The 20,460-nt window shown below is 70.0% G+C and carries 19 protein-coding genes; 6 read left to right on the top strand and 13 right to left on the bottom strand.

What is annotated here, in order from left to right; genetic code table 11:
* Window positions 1-6 precede the first annotated feature (6 nt).
* Entirely contained in the window at window positions 7-1,080 is a 1,074-nt protein-coding gene (locus ACIBO2_RS38320; RefSeq protein WP_397303383.1) for a LuxR C-terminal-related transcriptional regulator, read from the bottom strand.
* A gap of 110 nt (window positions 1,081-1,190) precedes the next feature.
* Between ACIBO2_RS38320 and ACIBO2_RS38315 the strand changes: the two genes are divergently transcribed.
* Window positions 1,191-2,132 (top strand): hypothetical protein, encoded by a 942-nt coding sequence (locus tag ACIBO2_RS38315; RefSeq protein WP_397303380.1) that lies wholly within the window; start codon window positions 1,191-1,193, stop codon window positions 2,130-2,132.
* Between the two features lie 89 nt (window positions 2,133-2,221).
* On the top strand, window positions 2,222-3,031 hold the full coding sequence (locus tag ACIBO2_RS38310) for a hypothetical protein (protein ID WP_397303377.1): 810 nt from the start codon (window positions 2,222-2,224) through the stop codon (window positions 3,029-3,031).
* Window positions 3,032-3,504: 473 nt separating this feature from the next.
* On the opposite strand, the gene ACIBO2_RS38305 is transcribed toward ACIBO2_RS38310, so the two are convergent.
* The 6 genes from ACIBO2_RS38305 to ACIBO2_RS38280 form a co-directional block, all read right to left on the bottom strand.
* Window positions 3,505-3,867, bottom strand: coding sequence for a hypothetical protein (locus ACIBO2_RS38305; protein WP_358534993.1), 363 nt, complete (start codon window positions 3,865-3,867; stop codon window positions 3,505-3,507).
* Window positions 3,868-3,976: 109 nt separating this feature from the next.
* Complete coding sequence (locus ACIBO2_RS38300; RefSeq protein WP_397303373.1) at window positions 3,977-5,176, bottom strand: helix-turn-helix domain-containing protein; 1,200 nt, start codon at window positions 5,174-5,176, stop codon at window positions 3,977-3,979.
* Window positions 5,177-5,181: 5 nt separating this feature from the next.
* Window positions 5,182-5,727 (bottom strand): flavoprotein, encoded by a 546-nt coding sequence (locus ACIBO2_RS38295; RefSeq protein ID WP_358534989.1) that lies wholly within the window; start codon window positions 5,725-5,727, stop codon window positions 5,182-5,184.
* A gap of 93 nt (window positions 5,728-5,820) precedes the next feature.
* Window positions 5,821-6,654 (bottom strand): TIGR03619 family F420-dependent LLM class oxidoreductase, encoded by an 834-nt coding sequence (locus ACIBO2_RS38290; RefSeq protein WP_358534987.1) that lies wholly within the window; start codon window positions 6,652-6,654, stop codon window positions 5,821-5,823.
* On the bottom strand, window positions 6,651-7,682 hold the full coding sequence (locus tag ACIBO2_RS38285; protein ID WP_358534985.1) for an acyl-CoA dehydrogenase family protein: 1,032 nt from the start codon (window positions 7,680-7,682) through the stop codon (window positions 6,651-6,653). The genes ACIBO2_RS38290 and ACIBO2_RS38285 overlap by 4 nt, the downstream gene beginning before the upstream one ends.
* Before the next feature lie 43 nt (window positions 7,683-7,725).
* Entirely contained in the window at window positions 7,726-8,841 is a 1,116-nt protein-coding gene (locus tag ACIBO2_RS38280; RefSeq protein ID WP_358534983.1) for an acyl-CoA dehydrogenase family protein, read from the bottom strand.
* A gap of 66 nt (window positions 8,842-8,907) precedes the next feature.
* Here ACIBO2_RS38280 and ACIBO2_RS38275 point away from each other — a divergent pair, with 66 nt between their 5' ends.
* Both ACIBO2_RS38275 and ACIBO2_RS38270 read left to right on the top strand, forming a co-directional pair.
* On the top strand, window positions 8,908-9,984 hold the full coding sequence (locus ACIBO2_RS38275) for a helix-turn-helix domain-containing protein (protein WP_397303368.1): 1,077 nt from the start codon (window positions 8,908-8,910) through the stop codon (window positions 9,982-9,984).
* A gap of 19 nt (window positions 9,985-10,003) precedes the next feature.
* Window positions 10,004-11,248, top strand: coding sequence for a MucR family transcriptional regulator (locus ACIBO2_RS38270; RefSeq protein ID WP_397303365.1), 1,245 nt, complete (start codon window positions 10,004-10,006; stop codon window positions 11,246-11,248).
* A gap of 97 nt (window positions 11,249-11,345) precedes the next feature.
* On the opposite strand, the gene ACIBO2_RS38265 is transcribed toward ACIBO2_RS38270, so the two are convergent.
* Both ACIBO2_RS38265 and ACIBO2_RS38260 read right to left on the bottom strand, forming a co-directional pair.
* Entirely contained in the window at window positions 11,346-12,326 is a 981-nt protein-coding gene (locus tag ACIBO2_RS38265; RefSeq protein WP_397303362.1) for an alpha/beta hydrolase, read from the bottom strand.
* A 21-nt stretch (window positions 12,327-12,347) separates the two neighbouring features.
* Complete coding sequence (locus ACIBO2_RS38260) at window positions 12,348-13,049, bottom strand: undecaprenyl diphosphate synthase family protein (protein WP_397303806.1); 702 nt, start codon at window positions 13,047-13,049, stop codon at window positions 12,348-12,350.
* Between the two features lie 393 nt (window positions 13,050-13,442).
* Here ACIBO2_RS38260 and ACIBO2_RS38255 point away from each other — a divergent pair, with 393 nt between their 5' ends.
* A complete protein-coding gene (locus tag ACIBO2_RS38255; RefSeq protein WP_397303359.1) occupies window positions 13,443-14,048 on the top strand; it encodes a substrate-binding domain-containing protein in 606 nt (201 codons plus the stop codon).
* A gap of 47 nt (window positions 14,049-14,095) precedes the next feature.
* The gene (locus tag ACIBO2_RS38250; RefSeq protein WP_397303356.1) at window positions 14,096-14,701 is read left to right on the top strand and encodes a VOC family protein; all 606 of its coding nucleotides are present in this window, start codon (window positions 14,096-14,098) and stop codon (window positions 14,699-14,701) included.
* A gap of 47 nt (window positions 14,702-14,748) precedes the next feature.
* Here ACIBO2_RS38250 and ACIBO2_RS38245 read toward each other — a convergent pair whose 3' ends face one another.
* The 4 genes from ACIBO2_RS38245 to ACIBO2_RS38230 all read right to left on the bottom strand — a co-directional run bounded on the left by ACIBO2_RS38245 (window position 14,749) and on the right by ACIBO2_RS38230 (window position 20,447).
* The gene (locus ACIBO2_RS38245) at window positions 14,749-15,564 is read right to left on the bottom strand and encodes a maleylpyruvate isomerase family mycothiol-dependent enzyme (RefSeq protein WP_358534973.1); all 816 of its coding nucleotides are present in this window, start codon (window positions 15,562-15,564) and stop codon (window positions 14,749-14,751) included.
* A 77-nt stretch (window positions 15,565-15,641) separates the two neighbouring features.
* The gene (locus tag ACIBO2_RS38240; protein WP_358534971.1) at window positions 15,642-16,418 is read right to left on the bottom strand and encodes an ATP-binding cassette domain-containing protein; all 777 of its coding nucleotides are present in this window, start codon (window positions 16,416-16,418) and stop codon (window positions 15,642-15,644) included.
* Window positions 16,419-16,467: 49 nt separating this feature from the next.
* Window positions 16,468-19,206, bottom strand: a complete 2,739-nt coding sequence (locus tag ACIBO2_RS38235; protein WP_358534969.1) for an ATP-binding cassette domain-containing protein — start codon at window positions 19,204-19,206, stop codon at window positions 16,468-16,470.
* The gene (locus ACIBO2_RS38230) at window positions 19,203-20,447 is read right to left on the bottom strand and encodes an ABC transporter substrate-binding protein (protein WP_358534967.1); all 1,245 of its coding nucleotides are present in this window, start codon (window positions 20,445-20,447) and stop codon (window positions 19,203-19,205) included. Before ACIBO2_RS38230 ends, ACIBO2_RS38235 begins: the two co-directional genes overlap by 4 nt.
* Window positions 20,448-20,460 lie beyond the last annotated feature (13 nt).

Below are 20,460 nucleotides of genomic sequence, written 5' to 3'. Positions count from 1 at the left end.
CGCCCGTCAGGTCCACACCTCCGGGGGATGGGCCGTGAGAAGCTGAGCGACGAACTCGCGCCGGCTACGGACACCCGCCTTGGTGAAGATCGATTTGAGATGGTCCTGCACGGTCAGGGCCGTGGTGCACAGGGCCCGCGCGATGTCCTCGGTAGCTCGGCCCTGGACGACGCGCACGGCGACCTCGCGCTCGCGGGGGGTGAGTCCGTACGAGGCGAACACCACTGGCATGATGTCGGCGGGCGAGGCCGGGGCGATCACCACCGCCGAGGCCCCGTCCGCCTTGCCGCCCATCAGCGAGGCGTGCAGCACGAACCAGGTGCCATCGCGGCCACGTACCCGAAGCGGAGGAGGAGTACGGCCGCTGGCCGCCGCTCCCCTGGCCTGCTCGGCCACCATGACGAACGACGTCGGCACGGTGAAGATCGAGGCCGAGTCATCGATGAACTCACCCAGCAGCCGCTCGGCCCGCTCGTCGGCGCTGACCAGGTGATTGTCCGGCCCGAGCAGCACCACGGCGGGCGGCATCGGCGCCGGCGGAGCAGGCGACCGCAGCAGCTGGCTGCGCTGCAGGGCGACACCCAGGTACCGGGCCGCGCGCTGGGCCAGCGCCAGCTCACCGGGCCGGTACGGACCCCGGTCAGGAGCGCGCATGAACGCCGCGCAGCCCCACATCACGCCTCCGGCGTCGAAGACGGCGCGGAGCTCATCGCCGAAGCCCGCCGGCGCGATCTGCTCCCGGAAACGCAGGCTGCGCCGCAGGACCCCGCCGGTGGCGCGGCTGAGCGTGTCGGCGCCTCGGCCGCTGAGCCGGATCTCGGGGAACCGCGCGGTGTCGTCGCCCCAGATCTCCAGCTGCACCGCCTGGTGGAAATCGTCCAGCCTCAGGTCCTCGGTGAGCACCGAGTTGACCAGGCCCGTCGCGGGATCGGTCGTATGCCAGCACACGGCGTCGAATCCGAGCGCGTCCCGCAGCACCGGATCGGCCTGCCGGAACACCTGCGCCGCGGTCAATTCCGCCCCGGCCAGGTCCCGTAAATCGGAGATCACCTGGCGCTCTGCTGTCCTGCGCGAGATCACGGCGGCAGCCTAACCGGGCGCCCGGAATATCCCAGATTCCTGGGATATTCATGAACAGCTCCGCGCGGTGATCATGAGCTGGTCACCCCCCGCCCGGACCAGGAGGTCTCATGACCCCTCGCAGAGCTCCGCGCCGACAACTCCTCGCGACCGTACTCGCCACCACCTCCCTCCTCCTCTCCACCCTCACCACGATCACGGTCGCCGCGGCCCCCGCCTTCGCCGACGGCCCCTGCTCCACCAGCACCGGTGGCGGCCCCGGCGGCAGCGGCCCCGGCGGCATCCCGGACGACCCCGACCAAGATCCGAGCCAGGAGCCGCAGCTGACGCCCGAGCAGATGGAGGCTTACGTAGCGGAGAACGAGAGCCGAAACGGGCTGTACGGAGACACGCACGTCTACCTCGACAGCGCCGTCCCCCCGCACCCCACGGTGGGTGTGGGCTTCAACCTCGACCGCTCCGACACCGAAGCCCTGCTGACGGCCGTCGGCGCCAACTACGCCGCGGTGCGTGCCGGAACCCAGGACCTGACCCCGCTGCAGATCATCACCCTGTTCAAGGGCGACTACCGCGCCGCCGTCGCGAACGTCGGCCGGGTGATCGACAACTTCAACTCGCTGTCGTCGGCGAGGCAGGTCGTACTGATCGACATGATGTACAACCTCGGCCCCACACGCTTCGGGCAGTTCACGGGAGTGATCAATGCCGTGAAGTCCGGCAACTTCCTCGCCGCCTCGATACAAATGCAGAACTCGAAATGGGCGAAGCAGGTCGGCAACCGCGCCAAGAAGGGCATGAGGCTGATGTCTCAGGGCGCGGTGTGCGACCCAAGGGACATGCCGCGCTTTGTCCCCATCTCCCCCGGAGGCGGCGGTGGCTGGACCCAATATCCGGGAGGCGTCGAAGCCATGCCGTGGAGCGGCGGGAACGGTGATTCCGATTTCTGGATGAAGCTCAAGAGCATCGCCAGCGAGGTTGTCTGCTACACCATGACCGTCACGGTGACCGGTCCAAACGGAACATATACCGCCTCGACCGTCCACTGCGACTGACCTAGCGACGGCGGCGGACCTCGTGCCGCCGCCGCTCGCCCACGAGCAGTGCATCATAGAGTCACAACCAACAAAGGCCGGAAGTAGCGATGTACCCGGAAAGCGGCGAACGCACTAACACGGAAATGCTGTGGAAGCTCGCCAAGGACAAGCGCGTGAAGTCCCGCGTGACCGCAGCGCGGTCCCCTGATGCCAGCCGGGACATACTTGAATTTCTGGTTGCCGATGAAGCATCGGCCGTGCGGCGAACTGTCGCCGCGTGGGAGGGTCCGGAGGTTGCCGACCTGCTCCGAACCTTAGGCGGCGACCCCGATCTGAAGACACGCCAAGCCGTCGTCGCGAACCCACACTGCTCAGCTGACGTCCTCCGCGAACTCGTCAACGATCCCCATGAATCCGTTCGCTGGGCGATACCGTCCCACCCCCGAACAGACATCAGCGTGAGAAGAGCGATCACCGCATCCCAGGACAGCACGCTCCGTCGGCTCCTGGCCGAATCCGATGAACTTGAGCCAGAAATTGCCCGCCTTCTCATGGACGACTCGCCTGAGATCAAGGAGAGCCTCGCGGCACACACCACTCTTCCCGATGTGCTCAGCACGCTGGCCGCCCATCCAAACCCCAAAGTCCGCGCTGGTGCGGCACAGAACCCGAAGACGACGCACGAGCAACGGCACTCTCTGGCACGTGATCCGGCCGCGCTGGTACGGGCAAACCTCTTGAAGTTCGTGGAACTGGAAGAAGAGGAGCTCCGCTTGCTGGCCAACGATCGATCGGTCAATGTCAGGTGGTGGCTAGCCACCTGTCCGACCACGCCCCTCGGCATTCTGGAGAACCTGGCCCAGGACCCCCATCCGGAAGTGGCGAGCCAAGCGACGGCGGCCTTGGCCAGGTGGTGAAAGCGGAGTAAGCCCCAACTCCTCGTCATTGCGTTCTGCTGTTAGACGGAGGCAGCCTGGGCAGGCTCGCCGGGCCGTAGACACGAAGGACAGGGACCAGCCGCATATCGGCAGTGGGCGGACCTGCACCCCGCACAGGGCCTTGCGCTCATCCAGCCCCAGCACCGCGTGCAGAACCATCGCGCCATCAACAGCTGAGATACCCATGGTGTACAAGCTGCCCGCCTGACGAGAGGTCTGCGCAGCAGGCTCAATGAGCAGATCGTCCAGATGCACCGGCCAACGCCGCGCGCCAGCGGGCAGCTGGTGTGCCTCACCGTCGAGTTCGAGCAGGGCGACGGAGCCGTATCGCATCAGAGCCCTGATGAGACCACACCGGCTGAGCAGCCACCTTGAGTAGGAACGAGTTCGCGCCGGACTGTGCAGCAGATCGACGACCTTCGCTCTACTTCCGACCACCGACCGAGGCTCGTTCATCGCGGGAACGCACCCGCCGTACCGTTGGCGGCGGCAAGATCCGTGATCACCTCCGACAGCGAGTCCGACCGCCGAAGGATCGCGTAACGGAAGGCGATGCGGCGGGCAGCTCGCTCAGGCTCCAGGGCCGGGTGCCAGGCGTAGACGACGCTCTTCCTCTCTGCGTCCCAGCCCGCGCGCCACCAGTACCGGTTGGAGTCACACCACACCACCAACCCGACCCAGACCGAAACCAGTGCGAGCCCATACCCGTCATGGACATCAGCGGCGATGCCGTGATCCTTTAGGGCCATCCGGAGGTTTTCGGCGGCCAAGGCGGGAAGAGAAGTCGCCTGCTCATACTCGGCGGGAACGCTCATGGGTAGTGCCTCCTGACGCCGGGGGATCGGGTCAGCAGGAACCATAGGCAGGGCCGATCAGGACAGCCCGCAGCGCCGTGAAGGTCAAAAACCCGCAGAGAAGTGCGGGTCAGACGATGCCGGCGCGGTGTGCCAGCGGCCGGAGCTCAGGCGTGCTCGCCTGGTGCTCACGCTTGAGAAGCTGGGTCAGCAGTTCGCGAGGACGCCCGCCGTACCGCACAAGCTCGGGCGAGAGCCGTTCCGCTTGAAGGAGCATGTTCACCGATGCGGCGTCCTTACGCTGGACCGCGTACGCCCGCGCAAGGTCCAGATGCACCTGAGCCCGTCGCCCGACGAGGCCGGTTGCCAGCGCCGACAGGTTCAGGGACTCACCCGTGCTGATCGCTCGCCGTACGTCACCGAATTCGATGGCTGCCGACACCTCATGGATGGCCACGTTCGTCATACCGAAGGCCGTCCAGAAGTCGTTGCGATCCTCGCCGATCGTCTCGGCTGCCTGCCTTGCCTGAGCGAGGAAGCCCAGGACAGCGGCCCGGTCGTAGGCTGCCGCAGCGGCCGTTACGGCGACCAGGTAGAGCGCGCCGAGCACGGGCAGGGATCGTGGACTCCGGCGCAATGAGTCAGCCGCCTCAAGGACCATTCGCAGCGCCCGCTCTGTCTCCCGCAGCCTGATCAGGACGTACCCGAGCCGGTATGCGCTCACGGCCACCAGCAGCGGCCGGTCGGCCTCCTCCGCGGCGGCGAGAGAGCGATCCGCCGCCACCCACGCCAGCTCAGGCTCGCCCACCCGCCGAAGCGTGGTCGTGGTGCAGTGGTACGTAAGTGACCGGAGCGTCTGATAAGCCCGTCGCGCGCCTGCGGGCGCGTGACGGCTGCCCAGCTCCGTCGCCACGATCAGGCGCGGCAACCTTCGACCGACCTCGTCATAGCGCGTCGCCTGATATAGCCCGTTCACCCTGCGGATCTCATGCTGGAGCCAGACGAGGGACTCCACCGATCCTTCAGCGAGGCGGGAGTCGATGGACGCGGACAAACCGTCGTAGCCCATCATGGCCCGCCGAATGCCGGGGGCGGCCTGGTAGCGCATCATGGCGGTGCTCTTCTTCGCGGTGAGTTCGTCGACGGGCAGGCCCAGGATCTCGGCGAGAGCGTTGATCACGGTGTGGTTGTCTACCGAGCGTTCCCCTCGTTCCACCTGGCTAAGCCAGCTCTCAGAGCGGCCGACCAGGCCGGACAGGACGGCTTGAGACAGACCCCGCCGACGGCGGGCGCGGGCGATACGTTCGCCGATCTCCTGCCGGACGCCCATGAACATCACTCCCGCGCTTGTCTCTCCCCGACCACGGTGTGCAGCTCCTGCATGATGCGTTCCCAGGATGGCATGCGGGACTCCGGCGGAGCGTCGGGATCGAACAGGATCCGCACGCCCATCTCTTCAAGGCAGGCGAGGTTGCGGACAAAGGCCACGTGCCGGGCGAGCGCCGCCTTGAGCAGCGGTACGGCCAGGATCGGCACGCCGAAGCCCATTACTTCGCAGAGCAGACCGACCGCGAACGTGTCGGCGATCCCAGCCGCCCACTTGTTAATCGTGTTGAAGGTGGCCGGAGCGACGATCACGGCGTCTGCGGGAGGCAGGCCCTTCGGCTCCTCCGGCATCCTGTACGTGCTGCGCACCCGATCACCGGTCAGCCGCTCCAATTCCGGAACGTTGAGGAAACGCTCACCCATCGGTGTCGTTACGACATGCACCTGCCAGCCGGCCGCCTGGGCCCGCGGAACCAGGTGATGCAGATCGGCTGCCGCAGGTGCTGCGCACGCCATGAGGTAGAGAACACCGCGCGTACCGGCCACAGGTCCCATACGGCGTGATCCTAATCCGCGCGTTGCCTGGCGATCTGCCGGGCGGCGGCAATTCCTTGTCGGGCGACTCAGGCTCGGAACCCCTTCGAACCACTAACGCGATGTGACGCCGTATTCGGCCGCGAACGCGGCCAGGCTGGCGACGGCGTCGCGGCTGCGCTTCCACGGGCGGACGATCAACCGGTCCACCCCCAGCTCCGCCCAGTCCGCCACCTCCTCCGGCGACGCCAGCGAGTACGCGTGCGCCGTCACCGAGCAACGCCGCTCCTCCCGCAGCGCCGCCAACTGGGACAGCTGCGGCCTGATCGACTCCAGGGTGTGCGGCATGCTGATCCAGCCGTCACACAGCGTCGCCGCCCGGCGCAGGGCGGCCGGCGACTCGCCGCCGCACAGGATCGGCAGCCGGTGCTGTACGGGCTTGGGCTCGAACGCCACCTCTGGGAAGGAGTAGAACCGCCCCGAATGCGTGACCACCGGCTCACTCCACAGCCGCCTGGCCACCTCGATCGCCTCGTCCAGCCGGGCCCCGCGCGAAGCGAAGGGGATGCCGGCCGCGTCCCATTCCCCCTGGTACCAACCCGCCCCTACTCCGCATATCGCCCGGCCTGACGACACCACGTCGAGCGTGGCGAAGGCGCGGGCCGAGACGAACGGATGGCGCAGCGCGAAGAGGTGTACGGCCGTGCCGAGCCTGATCCGGGAGGTCAGCGCGGCCAGCCAGCACAGGTACGCGGGCGCGTCGAACAGCGGCGTGCCCGGCTTGATGCCCGGCTCCGAGGTGCCCGGGTAGAGGGCCAGCGACAGGTCGGTGCTGAAGACGAGGTGCTCGGGCAGCCACACGGACTCGAAGCCCAGCTCGTCAGCGGCCACCGCCACGTCCTTCCACGCGGCCGGGTGGATGAGGCCGAGCGGGACGCCGTACCTCACGGGTACCGCCTCAGATCGCCGCCGATCAACGACTCTCGCACACGGGCCCGGTGTACGGCGGAGCCACCGTAGGCGGCCGACAGCGACCACGCCCGCGCCAGCCAGAACCGCAGGTCCAGCTCGTCGGTGTAGCCGATCGCGCCGTGCACCTGGAGCGCCACCCGGGCCGCCAGCGCGGCCGCCTCGCCCGCCGCGGCCTTGGCGGCGCTGACGTCCCGGTCCACGCTCGTCACCGGATGATCAGGCTCGCGTCCCGGCCGCGCCGCCGACGGAGCGTCCGCCTGCCGGTCCGCCGAGAGCACCGGCTCGTCCACTGACAGCGCCGCGCGGTGGACGAGGGGGGCGGCGAAGTCCAGGGCGATGGCCACGTCGGCCAGCTGGTGCTTGACCGCCTGGAACGACCCGATGGCCGCCCCGAACTGGGTCCTGACCTGGGCATGCGCCACGGCGGTCGCCAGCAGCTGCCTGCCCACCCCGATGAGCTGCGCCGCCGTCGCCACGGTCGCCCGGCGTAGGGCGGGGACGTACGAGCGGTCCAGCGGTACGGAGTCGTCGAAGGAGACATCGAACAGCTTCCGGCACGGGTCGGCACCAGGCCGGGCCGCCAGCCGTACGGACTCCTTGGTGACCAGGTGCAGGCCGTCGGCGCGCGCGACCACGAGCAGGTCGGCCAGGTCGGCGTCAGGAGCGTACGTCTGGCCGGGCAGCAGCACGCTCACGCAGACCGACCCGGAGGCGAGCTTGGGAATGTCGTCCAGCAGGTACGGCGCCGCCACGGCGGTCTCCACGATCGGTCCGGGCAGGCAGGCCCGACCGGTCTCCTCCAGCGCGGGGAGCGCGTCCACCAGCATGAGCCCGAGCCCGTCGGCGTCCGGGGGCAGGAGCAGTCCGAAGAACCCGATTTCGGCCAGCTGCTCCCAGGCCGGGCGGCGTTCGGAGCGCAGTGCGGCGGGCGGGCAGTGGGCGCGCAGCACATCCCGTACGGTCGCCGCCAGGGCCAGTTGCTCATCGGTGAAGGCGAAGTTCATGGAGCCGCCGTTCGTCGAGCCAGAGTTCGTGGAACTGGAGTTCTCATCGAGGCAGCCCCAGGACTCGTTCGGCGATGATGTTGCGCTGGATCTCGTTCGTGCCCGCATAGATGGGCCCCGCCAGCGCGAACAGGAACCCGTCGAGCCACGGCGTCTCCCCCGCCCGCTCGCCGAGCAGCTCCATGGCCAGGGTGTGCATCCGCAGGTCCAGCTCGGACCAGAAGACCTTGCCCATGCTGGACGCGGACCCGATCTCGGCACCCGACATGAGCCTGCGGGCGGTGGCGAAGGTGTGCAGGCGGTACGCCTCGGCATCGGTCCAGCAGCGGACCGCCCGGTCGGCGAGTTCGGGACCCGCGTCGCGGGCCAGGTGGACGAGCCGGTCGGCGGTGGCCAGGAAGCGGCCGGGGCTGCGCAAGGCCAGACCGCGTTCGGACGAGGTCGTAGCCATCGCGATCCGCCACCCCTCCCCTGGCGCGCCGAGCACCATCGAGTCAGGCACGAAGACCCCGTCGAAGAACAGCTCGGCGAACCCCGGCAGCCCGTCGAGCTGCGCGATCGGCCGGACCGTCACTTCGCCGAGGTCGAGGTCAAGCGGGAACATGAAGTACGTCAGCCCCCGGTGCCGACCCTCCTCCGAGGTACGGAAGAGGCCGAACCCATGTGAGGCGTAAGAGGCGCGGGAGCTCCACGTCTTCTGCCCGTACAGCCGCCAACCGCCCTCCACCCGAGTCGCGCGGGACTTCAGCGCGGCCAGGTCGCTCCCCGCCTCCGGCTCGGACCATGCCTGTGCCCAGACCTCGTCGGCGCGGGCCATCCCGGGGAGCCAGCGCCGTCGCTGTTCCTCCGTGCCGTACGCCATCAGGGTCGGGGCCAGCAGGAAGATCCCGTTCTGGGTGACCCGGCCGGGGGCGCCCACGGCCCAGTACTCCTCCTCGAAGATCAGCCACTCGATCAGTGAGGCGTTCCGCCCGCCGTACTCCTCCGGCCAGGAGACGGCGGACAGCCGGGCGGAGGCGAGCAGCGCCTCCCACGCGCGATGCGCCTCGAAACCCTCGGGAGTGTCCATCGACGGCAGCCCACCGGGTACGTGCCGGGCCAGCCAGTCGCGAACCTCGGCACGGAAATCCTGCTCGGCCGCGGAGAAGTCGAGATCCACAAAGACCAACCTAGCGCACGCTTGGTCGCGTCGCCAGATGGCGGTAATCGGACATACCCTGAAGCGGTGCAAGGACTGCTGCTCCGCCTGTCGACACTGGACACCGACGCGGAGAGCGCCGTGCGCGTCATCGCCTATTTCGACTCGCTGGTGCGCGACCACGTGAGCGTCCCGGTGCTGCTCTCGGCGACCGCCCACCTGACCCAGTGCCCAGTGGGGCTGCTCGACGCGGCCACCGGCAGGGCCACCCGCAGGCACCCCGGCGGTCAGGTCGACCACATCGACCACCCCGACCAGCCGGGCACGGTCAGGGAACTAGCCGCAGGACTTGCCTCGCTCAGGGAACTGGCTGCGGGCCTCGGCGCGGTCTGGATGGAGCGCGAGGGCACCCCGCACGGGCTGGACGAGATCGTCCTCGAACGGTTCGCGGCCGCGGCGGAGGTCACGCTGGAGCGCGCCGCCGCGCTGGCCCGGGAGGGCAGGGACCCGGCGCTGGTGGAGCTGGCGCTGTCGGCGGAGACCGGTGAGGCGGAGCGGGCGCGGGCGCTGCGGCTGCTGGGGTTCGATCCCGCGACGCCGTTGCAGGCGCTGGCCATCGCGGTCCCCGCGGACGAGGGCTTCGCCCTGGTGCCCGGAATGCGCACGATGGGGCACCACGTACGCGCGGCTCGGATCGGCGACACGGAGGCGGTGCTGGTGGCCGCCGCGCTGCCACGCCTGCCCGACTCGGCGCGGGTCGGCATCGGCCCCGAGCTGCCCGGTTCGCGGGTGGCCGAGTCGTGGGCGGGCGCGCGTACGGCGCTGCGCTTCACCGGCCCACAGGACCGCGTGGTGCGCTGGACCGAGCTGGGCGCGCTGGCCCTCTACGCCGACGTGCCGGACGCGGCGATCGCCGAGCTGGCCGACGTGCGGTCGATGGAGCGGCTCGGCGGCGAGGGCCGCACGGCCGTGCGGGCGCTCTGTGCCGAGGGCTCGGTACGCCGGGCCGCCACTGTCCTGCACCTGCACCACAGCTCGATGGCCGTACGGATCGCACGGGCGGAATCGGCCCTGGGCTTCTCCCTCGCCGACTCCGCCGGACGGCTCCGCGCCCACCTGGCTTTGGCCCTTGTACGGCTGCGCGCCAATGGCGAAACTGGATGATCTTCAGAAGTGGGACCCAGTGACCAAGAACCAGAACGGCCGGCCAGGACACTGGATCCCGCCCGGCAAGCCCACCGACATCCCGCCGGGCGTACAGCCGGAGTCCGAAGGCAAACTCCTCTGCCTGGAATGCGGCCTGTGGTTCAAGCAGCTCGGCCAGCACGTCGTGGCAAAACACGACATGTCTGCCGATGACTACCGGCGCGACCACGAACTGCCCCGAGGCTTCGGCCTGCACTCCACCCCGGTCAAGGCGGTCCGCAGGCAGGCGCAGCGCGCCAAATGGGACACCGACCTGGAGTTCCGGGCCCGGCTGCGCCCCAAACGCTCCCGGGAAGAGCTGGCCGAGCTGTCGAAGGCGGCCGGGCGCGACTCTCTGACCCGCGCGGGCGTACGGGCCGCGCGCCGCACCGGCGGAACCGTGGTCAAATACGGCCATCTGGGGACCGCGGCCCGCAAGGCCAAGCTCGCGGCCGAGGTCGCCGAGCGGTGCCGGGCGGCGGGGTACGTCAGCATCGAGCAGCTCTTCACCCGCCACCCGGAGCTGACCAACCAGGAGATCGCCTCCATGCTGGGCATCTCGAAGGGCCGGGTCTACAAGCTGCGACGGCGGCTGGGATTCGAGGCGCCCGGCCGCTGGGCCAAGGACTATGTCGTGAAAAATCCGGCGCTGCTCCCGGCGATCCCGGCCGACGAGCTCGCGGCCGTACCGCACGGCACGCAGCCCACCCGCAACGGTCACCTGCTGTGCCTGGAGTGCGGGCGCTGGTTCAAGACCCTGGTCCAGCACGTGTCGGTGATGCACGGCGTCAAGATGGCCGACTACCTGACCCGGCACGGCATCGATCCGCATGAGACACGGGCCCGTGAGCTCGGGTACGCCTCGCTCAGCGACCTGCTCACCGCCACCGCCGGCTGGAACGGCACCGACCTGGCCGAACTGCTGGGCGTCACCCAGCGCAAGACCCGTGAGCTACGTCACCGACACGGCTTCACCCCGCCGAAAGGGGCGCGGCCGGTCGGCTTCGTGCCCAGGACGCCGCGCCCCCATCCCCCGCTGTCGGCGGCCGAGCTGGCGGCGGTCCCGTACGGCCGACAGCCCGAACGCGACGGCCAGCTCGTGTGCCTGGAGTGCGGCACATGGACCCGCGGCCTGGCCGCGCACGCGGTCGCCAAGCACCAGATCGGCGCGGCGGGTTACCGTGCCCGCCATGGCCTGCCCTCCGACCTGAAACTCCACCGACGCCCGACCTCGACTCCGTAGCCGCCCAGCGCTCAGCCGTTCTAGGAACCGTCCGAACGGAACGCCGCTCCGCGCTCAGCCGTACTATGAACCGTCCGAACGGAACGCCGCCCAGCGCTCAGCCGCCCTGCGAGCCGTCCTGCCGGTACGCCCGCTGGAGCGCCGCCAGCCGAGCCGCCCGCGCCCGCCTGCTCAGCTCCGTGTCCGGAATCAGCCCGTCAGACCCATGGAAGGCCCCCGGGTAGAGGTGGAACTCCGTTGACACCCCGGCCTGCACTAGCCGCTGCACATAGTCGATGCACTCATCCCTGAACACCTCCAGCTCGCCCACGTCCACGAACGTCGGCGGCAGCCCGGACAGGTCCGTGGCCCGCGCCGGAGCGGCATAGGGAGAGACGTCCTCGGTCCCGGCCTTGTCACCGAGCAGGGCCTTCCATCCGAACAGGTTCGCGGCCCGGTTCCAGACCACCGCCTCGGCGAACTCGTGGCTGGACGGCGTGATGTTGCGGTCGTCGAGCATCGGGCAGACCAGCAGTTGGAACGAGATGTCGGGGCCGCCCCGGTCACGGGCCAGCAGCACGGTGGCCCCCGCGAGCCCGCCACCCGCGCTCGCCCCGCCCACGGCCAGCCGGGCCGGGTCGATGCCGAGGTCGCCGGTGTTCTTGGCGGTCCACACCAGTCCGGCATAGCAGTCCTCGACCGGCGCCGGATGCGGGTTGTCGGGTGCGAGCCGGTAGTCCACGGAGACGATCACGACGCCGAGCTGCTCGGCGAACCCGATCATCATGAGGTCGTCCATGTCCGGCGTGCCGACGATCATGCCGCCGCCGTGGATCCAGTACAGGCCAGGCCGGCCGGTGTCCGTCCCCGGCTTCCGGTAGATCCGCAGCCGTATGTCGGGCGCGCCTTCGGGCCCCGGCACGTACCGGTCCTCGATGACGACCTCGGTGTCCGGCCTGGGGGCGGCCGCGAGCATGGCGTTGATCTGCGCCCGGTGCCCGCTGAGATCGAGGGCCGGGTCGCTGAGATCCGTCGACGGCATGACCATCTGGTCGAGTGCCGCCCTCAGCTCCGGGTCGAGATTGGGATGAACCGCCATGTCGCTTCCCTCCACGAGACCTCACCGTACGTCTCGATGATGGAAGGGCGGCGGCACGGGGACAACCGCCAAGCGGCGGCGTTTCCCCCTGCTCTGCCCGCCAACCGGTCGGCTCAGCTCCGGGGATTCGTCATCGACGACCGAGCCGGGTTCCTGCGGGACGTCTCGGGGCGGGTCGTCGTCGGGTGTGCTTACTCGACATTCCCGAATGACCGCTCCGCTCGGGCGTACAGCTCCAAGGCGCTCATCAGGTCCGGCTTGCGGAAATCCGGCCACCTCTTCAGGACGTATCTCTCCTGCCATCGCGGCTCTCGCCAGGCCGGCCGCGGCATCGACCAATTCCTTGCGGCCGCCATAATTGAGCCCGAACTGCAGCGTGACGTGGCCGTTCGCGGAGGTGGTCTTCTCGATCGCCTCCACTGTCCGACGCAGGTCAGCGGGAACCTCCAGCCTGCTCCCGGTGCGCCGGAATCGCACACCAAGCTCGTTGAAGTCGTGCAGTGACAACGCAAGCACTCGGCTGAACAGTTCTATGAGTTTGCGGACCTCCGGCTCGGGACGTCCCCAGTTCTCGGACGAGAACACATGAATCGAGAGATAAGGTATGTTCAGCTCGACGCAGGCGGAAAGGCCTGACGCGAAGGCTTCCCGGCTGGCATCGTGTCCCGCGGATCTGGGCAGTCCGCGACTCGTCGCCCATCTGCCGTTACCGTCGGCCGATATGGCGATATGCCGGACGGGCGAACTACGGGCACCATTGCTGTACCTTTCTCATCGCATTGAGGACGCCGCGGTTTCCGAACGCGACGCGATCACGTGGAAATACTGGACCTCCCCCGCTCGGTACGCACTTAGCATGGCGGAATGAAAGTGCGCCGTTTCCCGCTGACGAATCTCGGTACGGTCCTTCTCGGCAAGGGATGAATAGGCGAGACTGAGCCGCCAGTAGGGGAGCTGACTCTCGGATGCGTCGACGACCAATCTGATCCGATAGCCCGCCTGTTCGATCGCTGACCGGCAGGTTTGCAATTCCCCGATCGCGCTCACCCAATAGGTGTTGTAATAGCGCGCGATCGAGCTGCTCCGCTGGGAGGCCCTGCCGAGTTCCTCTCGGAGGTGGTGATCCCGCTGCTCGCGCCATTGGTGCGGGAGGGTCTGCGGCTGCGGACGACGTTCGGGCTGTCCGACGAGCTGCTCACCGACCTGACCGTAGGACGGCTTGATCTGGTGGTGTCCACGATTAGGCCGAGGGCGCGGGGCATCCAGGCGGAGGCCGCCTACGACGAAGAGTTCCTGCTGGTGGCCGACCCCTGCCTGGCGGCGGACCGAAACCTGACCACCAAGAGCGTGGCCGCCGAGAGCGCCATTGCCGGGCGCCTGGCCGACGTGCCGCTGATCGCCTACGCCGAGGACCTGCCCATCGTGCGCCGCTACTGGCGGACGGTCTTCGGCAAGCGGCCGTCGATGGCCGCGCAGGTGGTGATCCCCGACCTGCGGGGCGTGCTGAACGCGGTACGGGCCGGAATGGGCGTCTCCGTCCTGCCCGCGTACCTGTGCCGGGCCGATCTGGCGGCGGGCCGGTTGGTCACGCTCGCGGAGCCGGAGCTGGCGCCGATCAACACCGGATATCTCGCGGTCCGCTCGGGCGGGCTGGCCAGGGCCGCCGTCGCCAGGGTGCACGCGCATCTGCTGGCGGCACTCAAATCAGCCCCCGCTTACTGACACGGGGCCTCATAGCCAGCGATAGTTGAAAGGCGTACGGTCAACGTATGGCTGAAAACCCTGAAACGGTGCATTGGCGGGGTGTGCACCACCTCGCCCTGGTCACTGCGGACATGGACGCCACTGTGCGCTTCTGGCACGGCGTGCTCGACGCCCGCCTCGTCACCACGCTGGCGATCCCCGCGTTCAAGCACTACTTCTTCGAGGTGGCGCCGGGTAACACCGTCGCCTTCTTCGAATACACCGGGCAGGAGCTCGACAGCTTCGCCAAGCCCGCCGGCGTCCCCTACGCCAAGGCCGCCCAGTTCGACCACCTGTCGCTGCACCTGCCCGACGAGGACGCCCTGGTCAGGCTGCGCGACCGGCTCAAGGCGCACGCCTGCGAGGTCACCGACGTGATCGACCACGGCTTCCTTCGGTCGATCTACTTCAGCGACCCCAACGGCATCGCGCTGGAAGCCTCCTGGTGGACGATCGACCCCACCGGCCGGCCGGTCGACTACGCGGACGAGCGCCTGTTCGCCGACCCTGACCCGGTGCCGGCCGTACGGGAGCTGCGCGAGAACGGGCGGCTGGACCACACGGTCAGCATGCGGCTGGTGGACGGGATCATCGAGGACCTCCGCCGGGAGGGAATCACGCTGGAGCCTTGACCACAGGGCGCGGCGCCGTGGTCAAGGCGGCCCGCTACGAGGACCCTTCAGATCCGAAAAAACAAGTTCAGGTAGCGGTCGGCGATGGACAGGTCCCCCCTGGCGGTTCCGGCGTTGCTCCTGCCGAACGTCGTGAGCACCATGCTCCCGGCGTCGAACTCGATGAGCGTGGGCAGGTCGCCCAGATCACCGGGGGTGTAGCTCATGCCCTGCGGCCCGACCTCCACCCGGAAGTCGCCCCCGTTGACGCCGCCCACGCGTACACCGAGCCGGAACGGCGTCAGGTCCGCGTCCGCCTTGACCGTCGACTGCCAGAGCACGAACATGAACGGCACCAGCAGGTCCGCGGCCTCCCCCGACAGTCCGTGCGCCCGGCCGGTGCCCTGGCGGATGTCCCAGGAGTGCACCGCGTAGTCCATGAGCTGGCCCGCCGCGTAGAAGTAGGCGGGCAGCGGCCCCATGTAGAAGTGCGGGACGGTCAGCCCGGCCCAGTCGTCCGGGCCGAGGTCGCGCAGGATCGCCATCATCTGCTCGAAGTCCGTCTTGAGCCGGTCGAGCAGCTCCTTCTGCGGGACCCCGCGCAGCGCCATGGCCTGCTCGTTGACCCGCTCGCCCATGCCGGGCAGCCCGAAGGCCGCGTCCGGGTTCCCGCCCGAGCGTACGAGGTCGAACGCGGCGAGGTAGCCCTCGGTCGTGTCGACGATGTGCGCGACCACGTCGCGCGTCGTCCAGCCGACGCACGCCGTCGGCGCCTCCCATGCCTCCTCCGGCTCGGCGAGCGCGAACAGCCGCTCGGCCTCGTCGCCGACGACCCGCAGGATGGTGTCCTTGCCTTCGTACGAGGTGGCGTCCCATTGGTTCATGCCGGTCACCTTTCTTCCTAGGCGAACGACAGACCTGCACGGTTTAACTGTCAATATTCCCGGCGGACAGAATCCCTTCAGCCGAGGTAGGCGGCCCGCACCACGGGGTCGTCACGGACCTGCGCCGGGGTTCCGGTGGCGATGACCCGGCCGAGGTCCAGGACGACGAGCCGGTCACAGGTGTCCATGACGAAGCCCATGTCGTGCTCGACCAGCAGCACCGTGGTGTCCAGCGCGGCGACGACCGCGCGCAGCCGTACCGTCTGGTCCGCGTCCAGGCCCGAGGTGGGCTCGTCGAGCAGCAGCAGGCGCGGCCGGTCGGCGATGGCGCGGGCCAGCTCGACCAGCCTGCGCTGGCCGACGGGCAGCGCGGCGGCGTAGGCGTCGCGCAGCGCGGCCAGCCCGCACAGCTCCAGCACCTCGGCCACGCGCGCCCGCCGCTCGCGTTCGAGCCGCCGCCGCGCGGGCAGGCCGGTCAGGTCGGCCATCAGGCCGCCCCCGCCGCCGTGCCAGTCGAGCGCCGCCAGCACGTTGTCGGCCACGGTGAGCCGCCCGAAGACCTGCGTCCGCTGGAAGGTACGGCGAACGCCCGCGCGAGCCCGCCTGACCGGCGCCACCGCGGTCATGTCCGCGCCCGCCACGCGCACCCGGCCACCGCTCGGCCGGCGCAGCCCCGACACCACGTCGAACAGCGTCGTCTTGCCCGCCCCGTTCGGCCCGATCACCCCGCAGACCTGTCCCTCGGGCACCTCGAACGACACCGCGTCCAGCGCCGTGACCCCGCCGAACGCCACGGACAAGTCCCGCACGGCCAGCATCACGTCGGTGCGCTCGGCTTCCCGCGCGACTGACATCACGGCACCTCCAGGTAGTCGGTGCGCTCTGTGTCCCGTACGACGGACATCACGTCACCCCCAGGTAGGCGGCGGTCAGGCGGTCGCCGTCCACCTCGGCGCGCGGTCCGGCCCACACGACGTGGCCGAGCCGCATGAAGGCGACCCGGTCGGCGATCGCCAGCGCCTCGGTGGCCTTCTCCTCGACCAGCAGCAGCGCCACCCCGCGCTCACGCAGCTCGGCGAACACCTCGAACACCTGCCGTACGATCAGCGGCGCCAGGCCCAGCGACGGCTCGTCGGCGATCAGCACCCTGGGCGGCCGGGCCAGCGCGGGGGCGAGCGTGAGCAACTGCTGCTCGCCGCCGGACAGCGCGCCGGCGAGCACCGTACGACGGGCCGCGAGCTGAGGCATCCGCTCGTAGACGGCGTCGGGCTCGGCCAGCCAGGTACGCAGGTTCTCCTCCACGGTGAGACCGGGGAACACCCCCCGCCCCTCGGGAGCCAGCAGCACGCCCGCCCGGGCCCGGCGGTGGGCCGGCCAGGCGGTGACGTCGACGCCGTCGAGCAGCACCCGTCCCGCGGACACCGGCCGATCGCCGGCCGCGACGGCGCAGGTGGTCGACTTGCCCGCGCCGTTGGCGCCCAGCAGCGCCACCACCTCACCGGGCCGTACGTCGAGATCCACGCCCCGCAGGATCGTGCAGTCGGCGTACCCCGCCACCACCCCGTCGAGCCGGAACAACGCCTCCGGGACGGGCGCACCGGACGCGCTCGGGACGAGGGGCACGCTCGGGGTGGCGGGCACGCTCGGGGCGACGGGCGTGGCGGAGGTGGCGGGCACGCTCGGGGTGATGGGCACGGCGGAGGTGGCCCGTACCGGGGTGGCGGCGGCCACGGGTTGTGTCGGGACGGCGGACCGAGCCCGTCCCTGACGCCTCCGGTGGCGAGACTCGGCGAGCTGGGCCAGCACCCCGTCCGGATGCTTGGCCAGGATCATCCCTCCGGCCCCGAACAGAATGGCCCCCACCTGCGCCGACACCCCCCACGTGGCCAGCAGCTCAGGCACCGCCACGGCCACCAGCCCGCCCAGCACGGCCCCGCCGATCCGCCGTACCCCCTGCAGCACCACCACGGCCAGCCAGACGAACCCGGAGAAGGCCGGCAGGTCGGTGGCGGTGATGGACCCTTTGGACACGGCGAACAGCACGCCGCCCAGCCCGGCGATGGCCGAGGCCAGCGCGAACAGCACGATCTTGGCCCGCGGCCCCGACAGCCCCGAGGTGGTCGCCGCGGCCGGAGCCGAGCGGACCGCCAGGATCGCCCGCCCGGACGCCGATCGTTCGAGGTTGCGCACCAGCAGCCCGACCAGGCCGATCAGCGCGAGCAGCAGCACCACCCGCACCCGTGGATCGGAGGTGTCGGCGAATCCGAAGCCGAGCGCCGGCAGTGCCCAGCCGATCGTCCCGTTGCTGAAGGCGTCCACCTGGAACAGCACCTGGTCGGCCAGCAGGGCCAGCGCCAGCGTGGCCAGGGTGAGCACCCGCCCGTCGAGCCGGAGCGCGGGCAGTGCCACCAGCATGCCCACCGCGCCGGCCGCCAGCACCCCGACCACGATCGCCGCGAACAGCGGCCACCCGGCCGAGAACGCCCACCCGCAGGTCAGCGCCGCCATGGAGGCGAAGGCGGCCTGGGCCAGGTTCACCATGCCGCCGATCCCGGTCACCACCACGAACGAGCAGAAGATCAGCGCCAGCACGAGGCCCTGGGCGGCCAGGCCCACGTAGTACTCGGAACCGGCGAAGGTGAAGCCGAGCAGCGCCACCAGCCCGGCCACCCACGGCAGCCGCCGTCGCCACAGCGGCACGCCCGCCAGGTGGTCGGGCGGCGGCGCGTCCTCGGCCGCGCTCCCGGCCACCCGTTCGCGCGACCGGTTCAGCAGCACCAGCCCGGCGAACAGCAGGATGACCGGCACCGCCGTCCGCAGCCCGGTGATCTCCTGGAGGAAGTCGGTGTATCCGGCGACCAGGTTCTGCACCACGCCGAGCGCCAGCCCGGCGGCGAACGTCCACGGGATCGACCGCAGCCGCCCGAACACCGCGGCCGTCGCCGAGGCGAACAACAGCACGGTGTAGGCGGTGGCGTCCAGCCCGAGCACCGGTACGGCCAGCACCCCGGCGAGTCCCGCCAGCCCCGACCCGAGCATCCAGGCCAGGGCCGAGGTGGCGTCCACGTCGATGCCGCGCAGCGTGGCCAGCCGCCGCCGATCGACGGAGGCCCGCATGCGCAGCCCGTACGGCGTGTGCCGCATGAACGCCCACAGCCCGAGCGCGGCCACCGCCGAGAAGCAGAACGTGATGAGCTGGTCGGTGTCGAGCCGCGCGCCGAGCACCTCGAAGCCGAGCGCCGGATGCGGCCCGAGCCCGCGCGGCAGCGTCGTGCCATCGACGCTCGGCAGCCCGAGCAGGTCCACGACGAACAGGCCGAGCGCGGGCAGCGCGATCGTCAGGCCGATCGTGCCGACGATCTGCGCGGTCTCCCCCGCCTGGGCGAGCCCTCTGAACATGGCCAGGTGCAGCAGGTAGCCCAGCGCGGGCGCGAACACCCCGGCGGCCAGCAGCCCAGCCGCCCAGGCGGGCAGCCCGGCGGCCAGGTTGAGCTGGTAGAACAGCAGGGCGGTCAGGAACCCGACGGCGCCGTGGGCGAAGTTGAACACCCCGGTCGCCGCGTACGACAGCGTCAGGCCGGACCCCATGACGGCGAAGATCGCCCCGGTGACCAGGCCGCTGAGCAGGTAGCCAAGGATCATTTGAGCGGCACGTTGTCGAAGCACTTCATGCTCTTGGCCACCTGGAAGGCACCGCCCTCCAGCTTGACCAGGGCGCCACAGCCGTTCGGCTCACTGTGGTCCTTGGGGTACTGGACCCGGCCGAAGCCGGCGTTCTCGTAGGTGTACGAGCCGTTGCCGACGGCTAAGAACTTCTCCCTGGTCAGGTCCTTGCCGGTCTTCTTCAGCATGTCGAGGAAGATGTCGGCCGCCCAGTAGCCGATGGCCATGTGCTGGGTCAGCGTGGCGCCAGGCGACACCTTCTCCACGTCGGCCTTGAACGCGGCGATCTCCGGCGCGCTCGACTCGAACGGCTCGAACATCGGCGCGGCCACCACGCCCTCCAGCGCCTGCGCGCTGGCCGGGTCCTTCAGGATGGCCGGGTCATAGCTGGTGGCGTCGGTCAGCACGCCCTTGTAGCCGGCCCGTTTCAGCGCCGAGTAGAGGCCCACGTTGAACTTGGTGCCCGCGATGATCGACACCAGGACGTCGGGCGCCCTGCCGCCGTTGGACGTCATGATCTTGTTGACGTACGGCAGCCAGTCGGGCGGCGGCGCTGCGGCGGGCAGGCCGGAGTTGAGTCCGACCAGCTTGAACCCCGCCGCCTGGAACGACTGTGAGATCGTGGTGCCGCCGTACTTGCTGCCGCTGGAGTCGGTGGTCTGCACGTACACGGTCTTGCCGCTCGCGCCGCCGAGCAGGTCGGCCATCTGGCTGCCCCACCAGGTCTGCGAGCCCGCGCCCTTCTTGGGCGCCAGGCAGCCGCTGTAGCCGAACCCGGTCTTCGTGCCGCACCACTGCGGCCCGGTCGCCCAGCCGAACCACGGCACACCCTGCTGCTCCAGGAAGGCGGCCCCGCCGAAGTTGGGCGCGTGCACCGGCACCAGCGCGAACACCTGGTCCTTCTGTACGAGCTTCTTGGCCGCGGCGTCGCCCTTGGCCGCGTCCTGCCCGTCGTCCTCCGCGCCGACGAACTCGATCTTCCGCCCGTTGACGCCGCCTTCGGCGTTGGCCCGCTCGAACCTGGCCTTCGCCCCGATCTCGGCGTCCTTTGTGGAGTAGCCGCTGGCGCTGGTCTTCGTGAGCACCCCGCCGACCTTCACGCTCGTGTCGGTCACGCCCGCCGTGCCACCGCCGGCGCTCTTCTGCTGGGCCGCGCACCCTGCCAGCAGGGCTACCGCCAGCATCACCGCCGCGGCCCGCCGTTGATGTCGTCGCATCATCGTTCTCACCTTT

The sequence above is a fragment of the Nonomuraea sp. NPDC050022 genome, from assembly GCF_044460705.1.
In the GTDB taxonomy this organism is placed as follows: Bacteria; Actinomycetota; Actinomycetes; order Streptosporangiales; family Streptosporangiaceae; genus Nonomuraea.
Note: the sequence above shows the minus strand (reverse complement) of the source record. Positions and strands in the feature narration are given on the sequence as shown.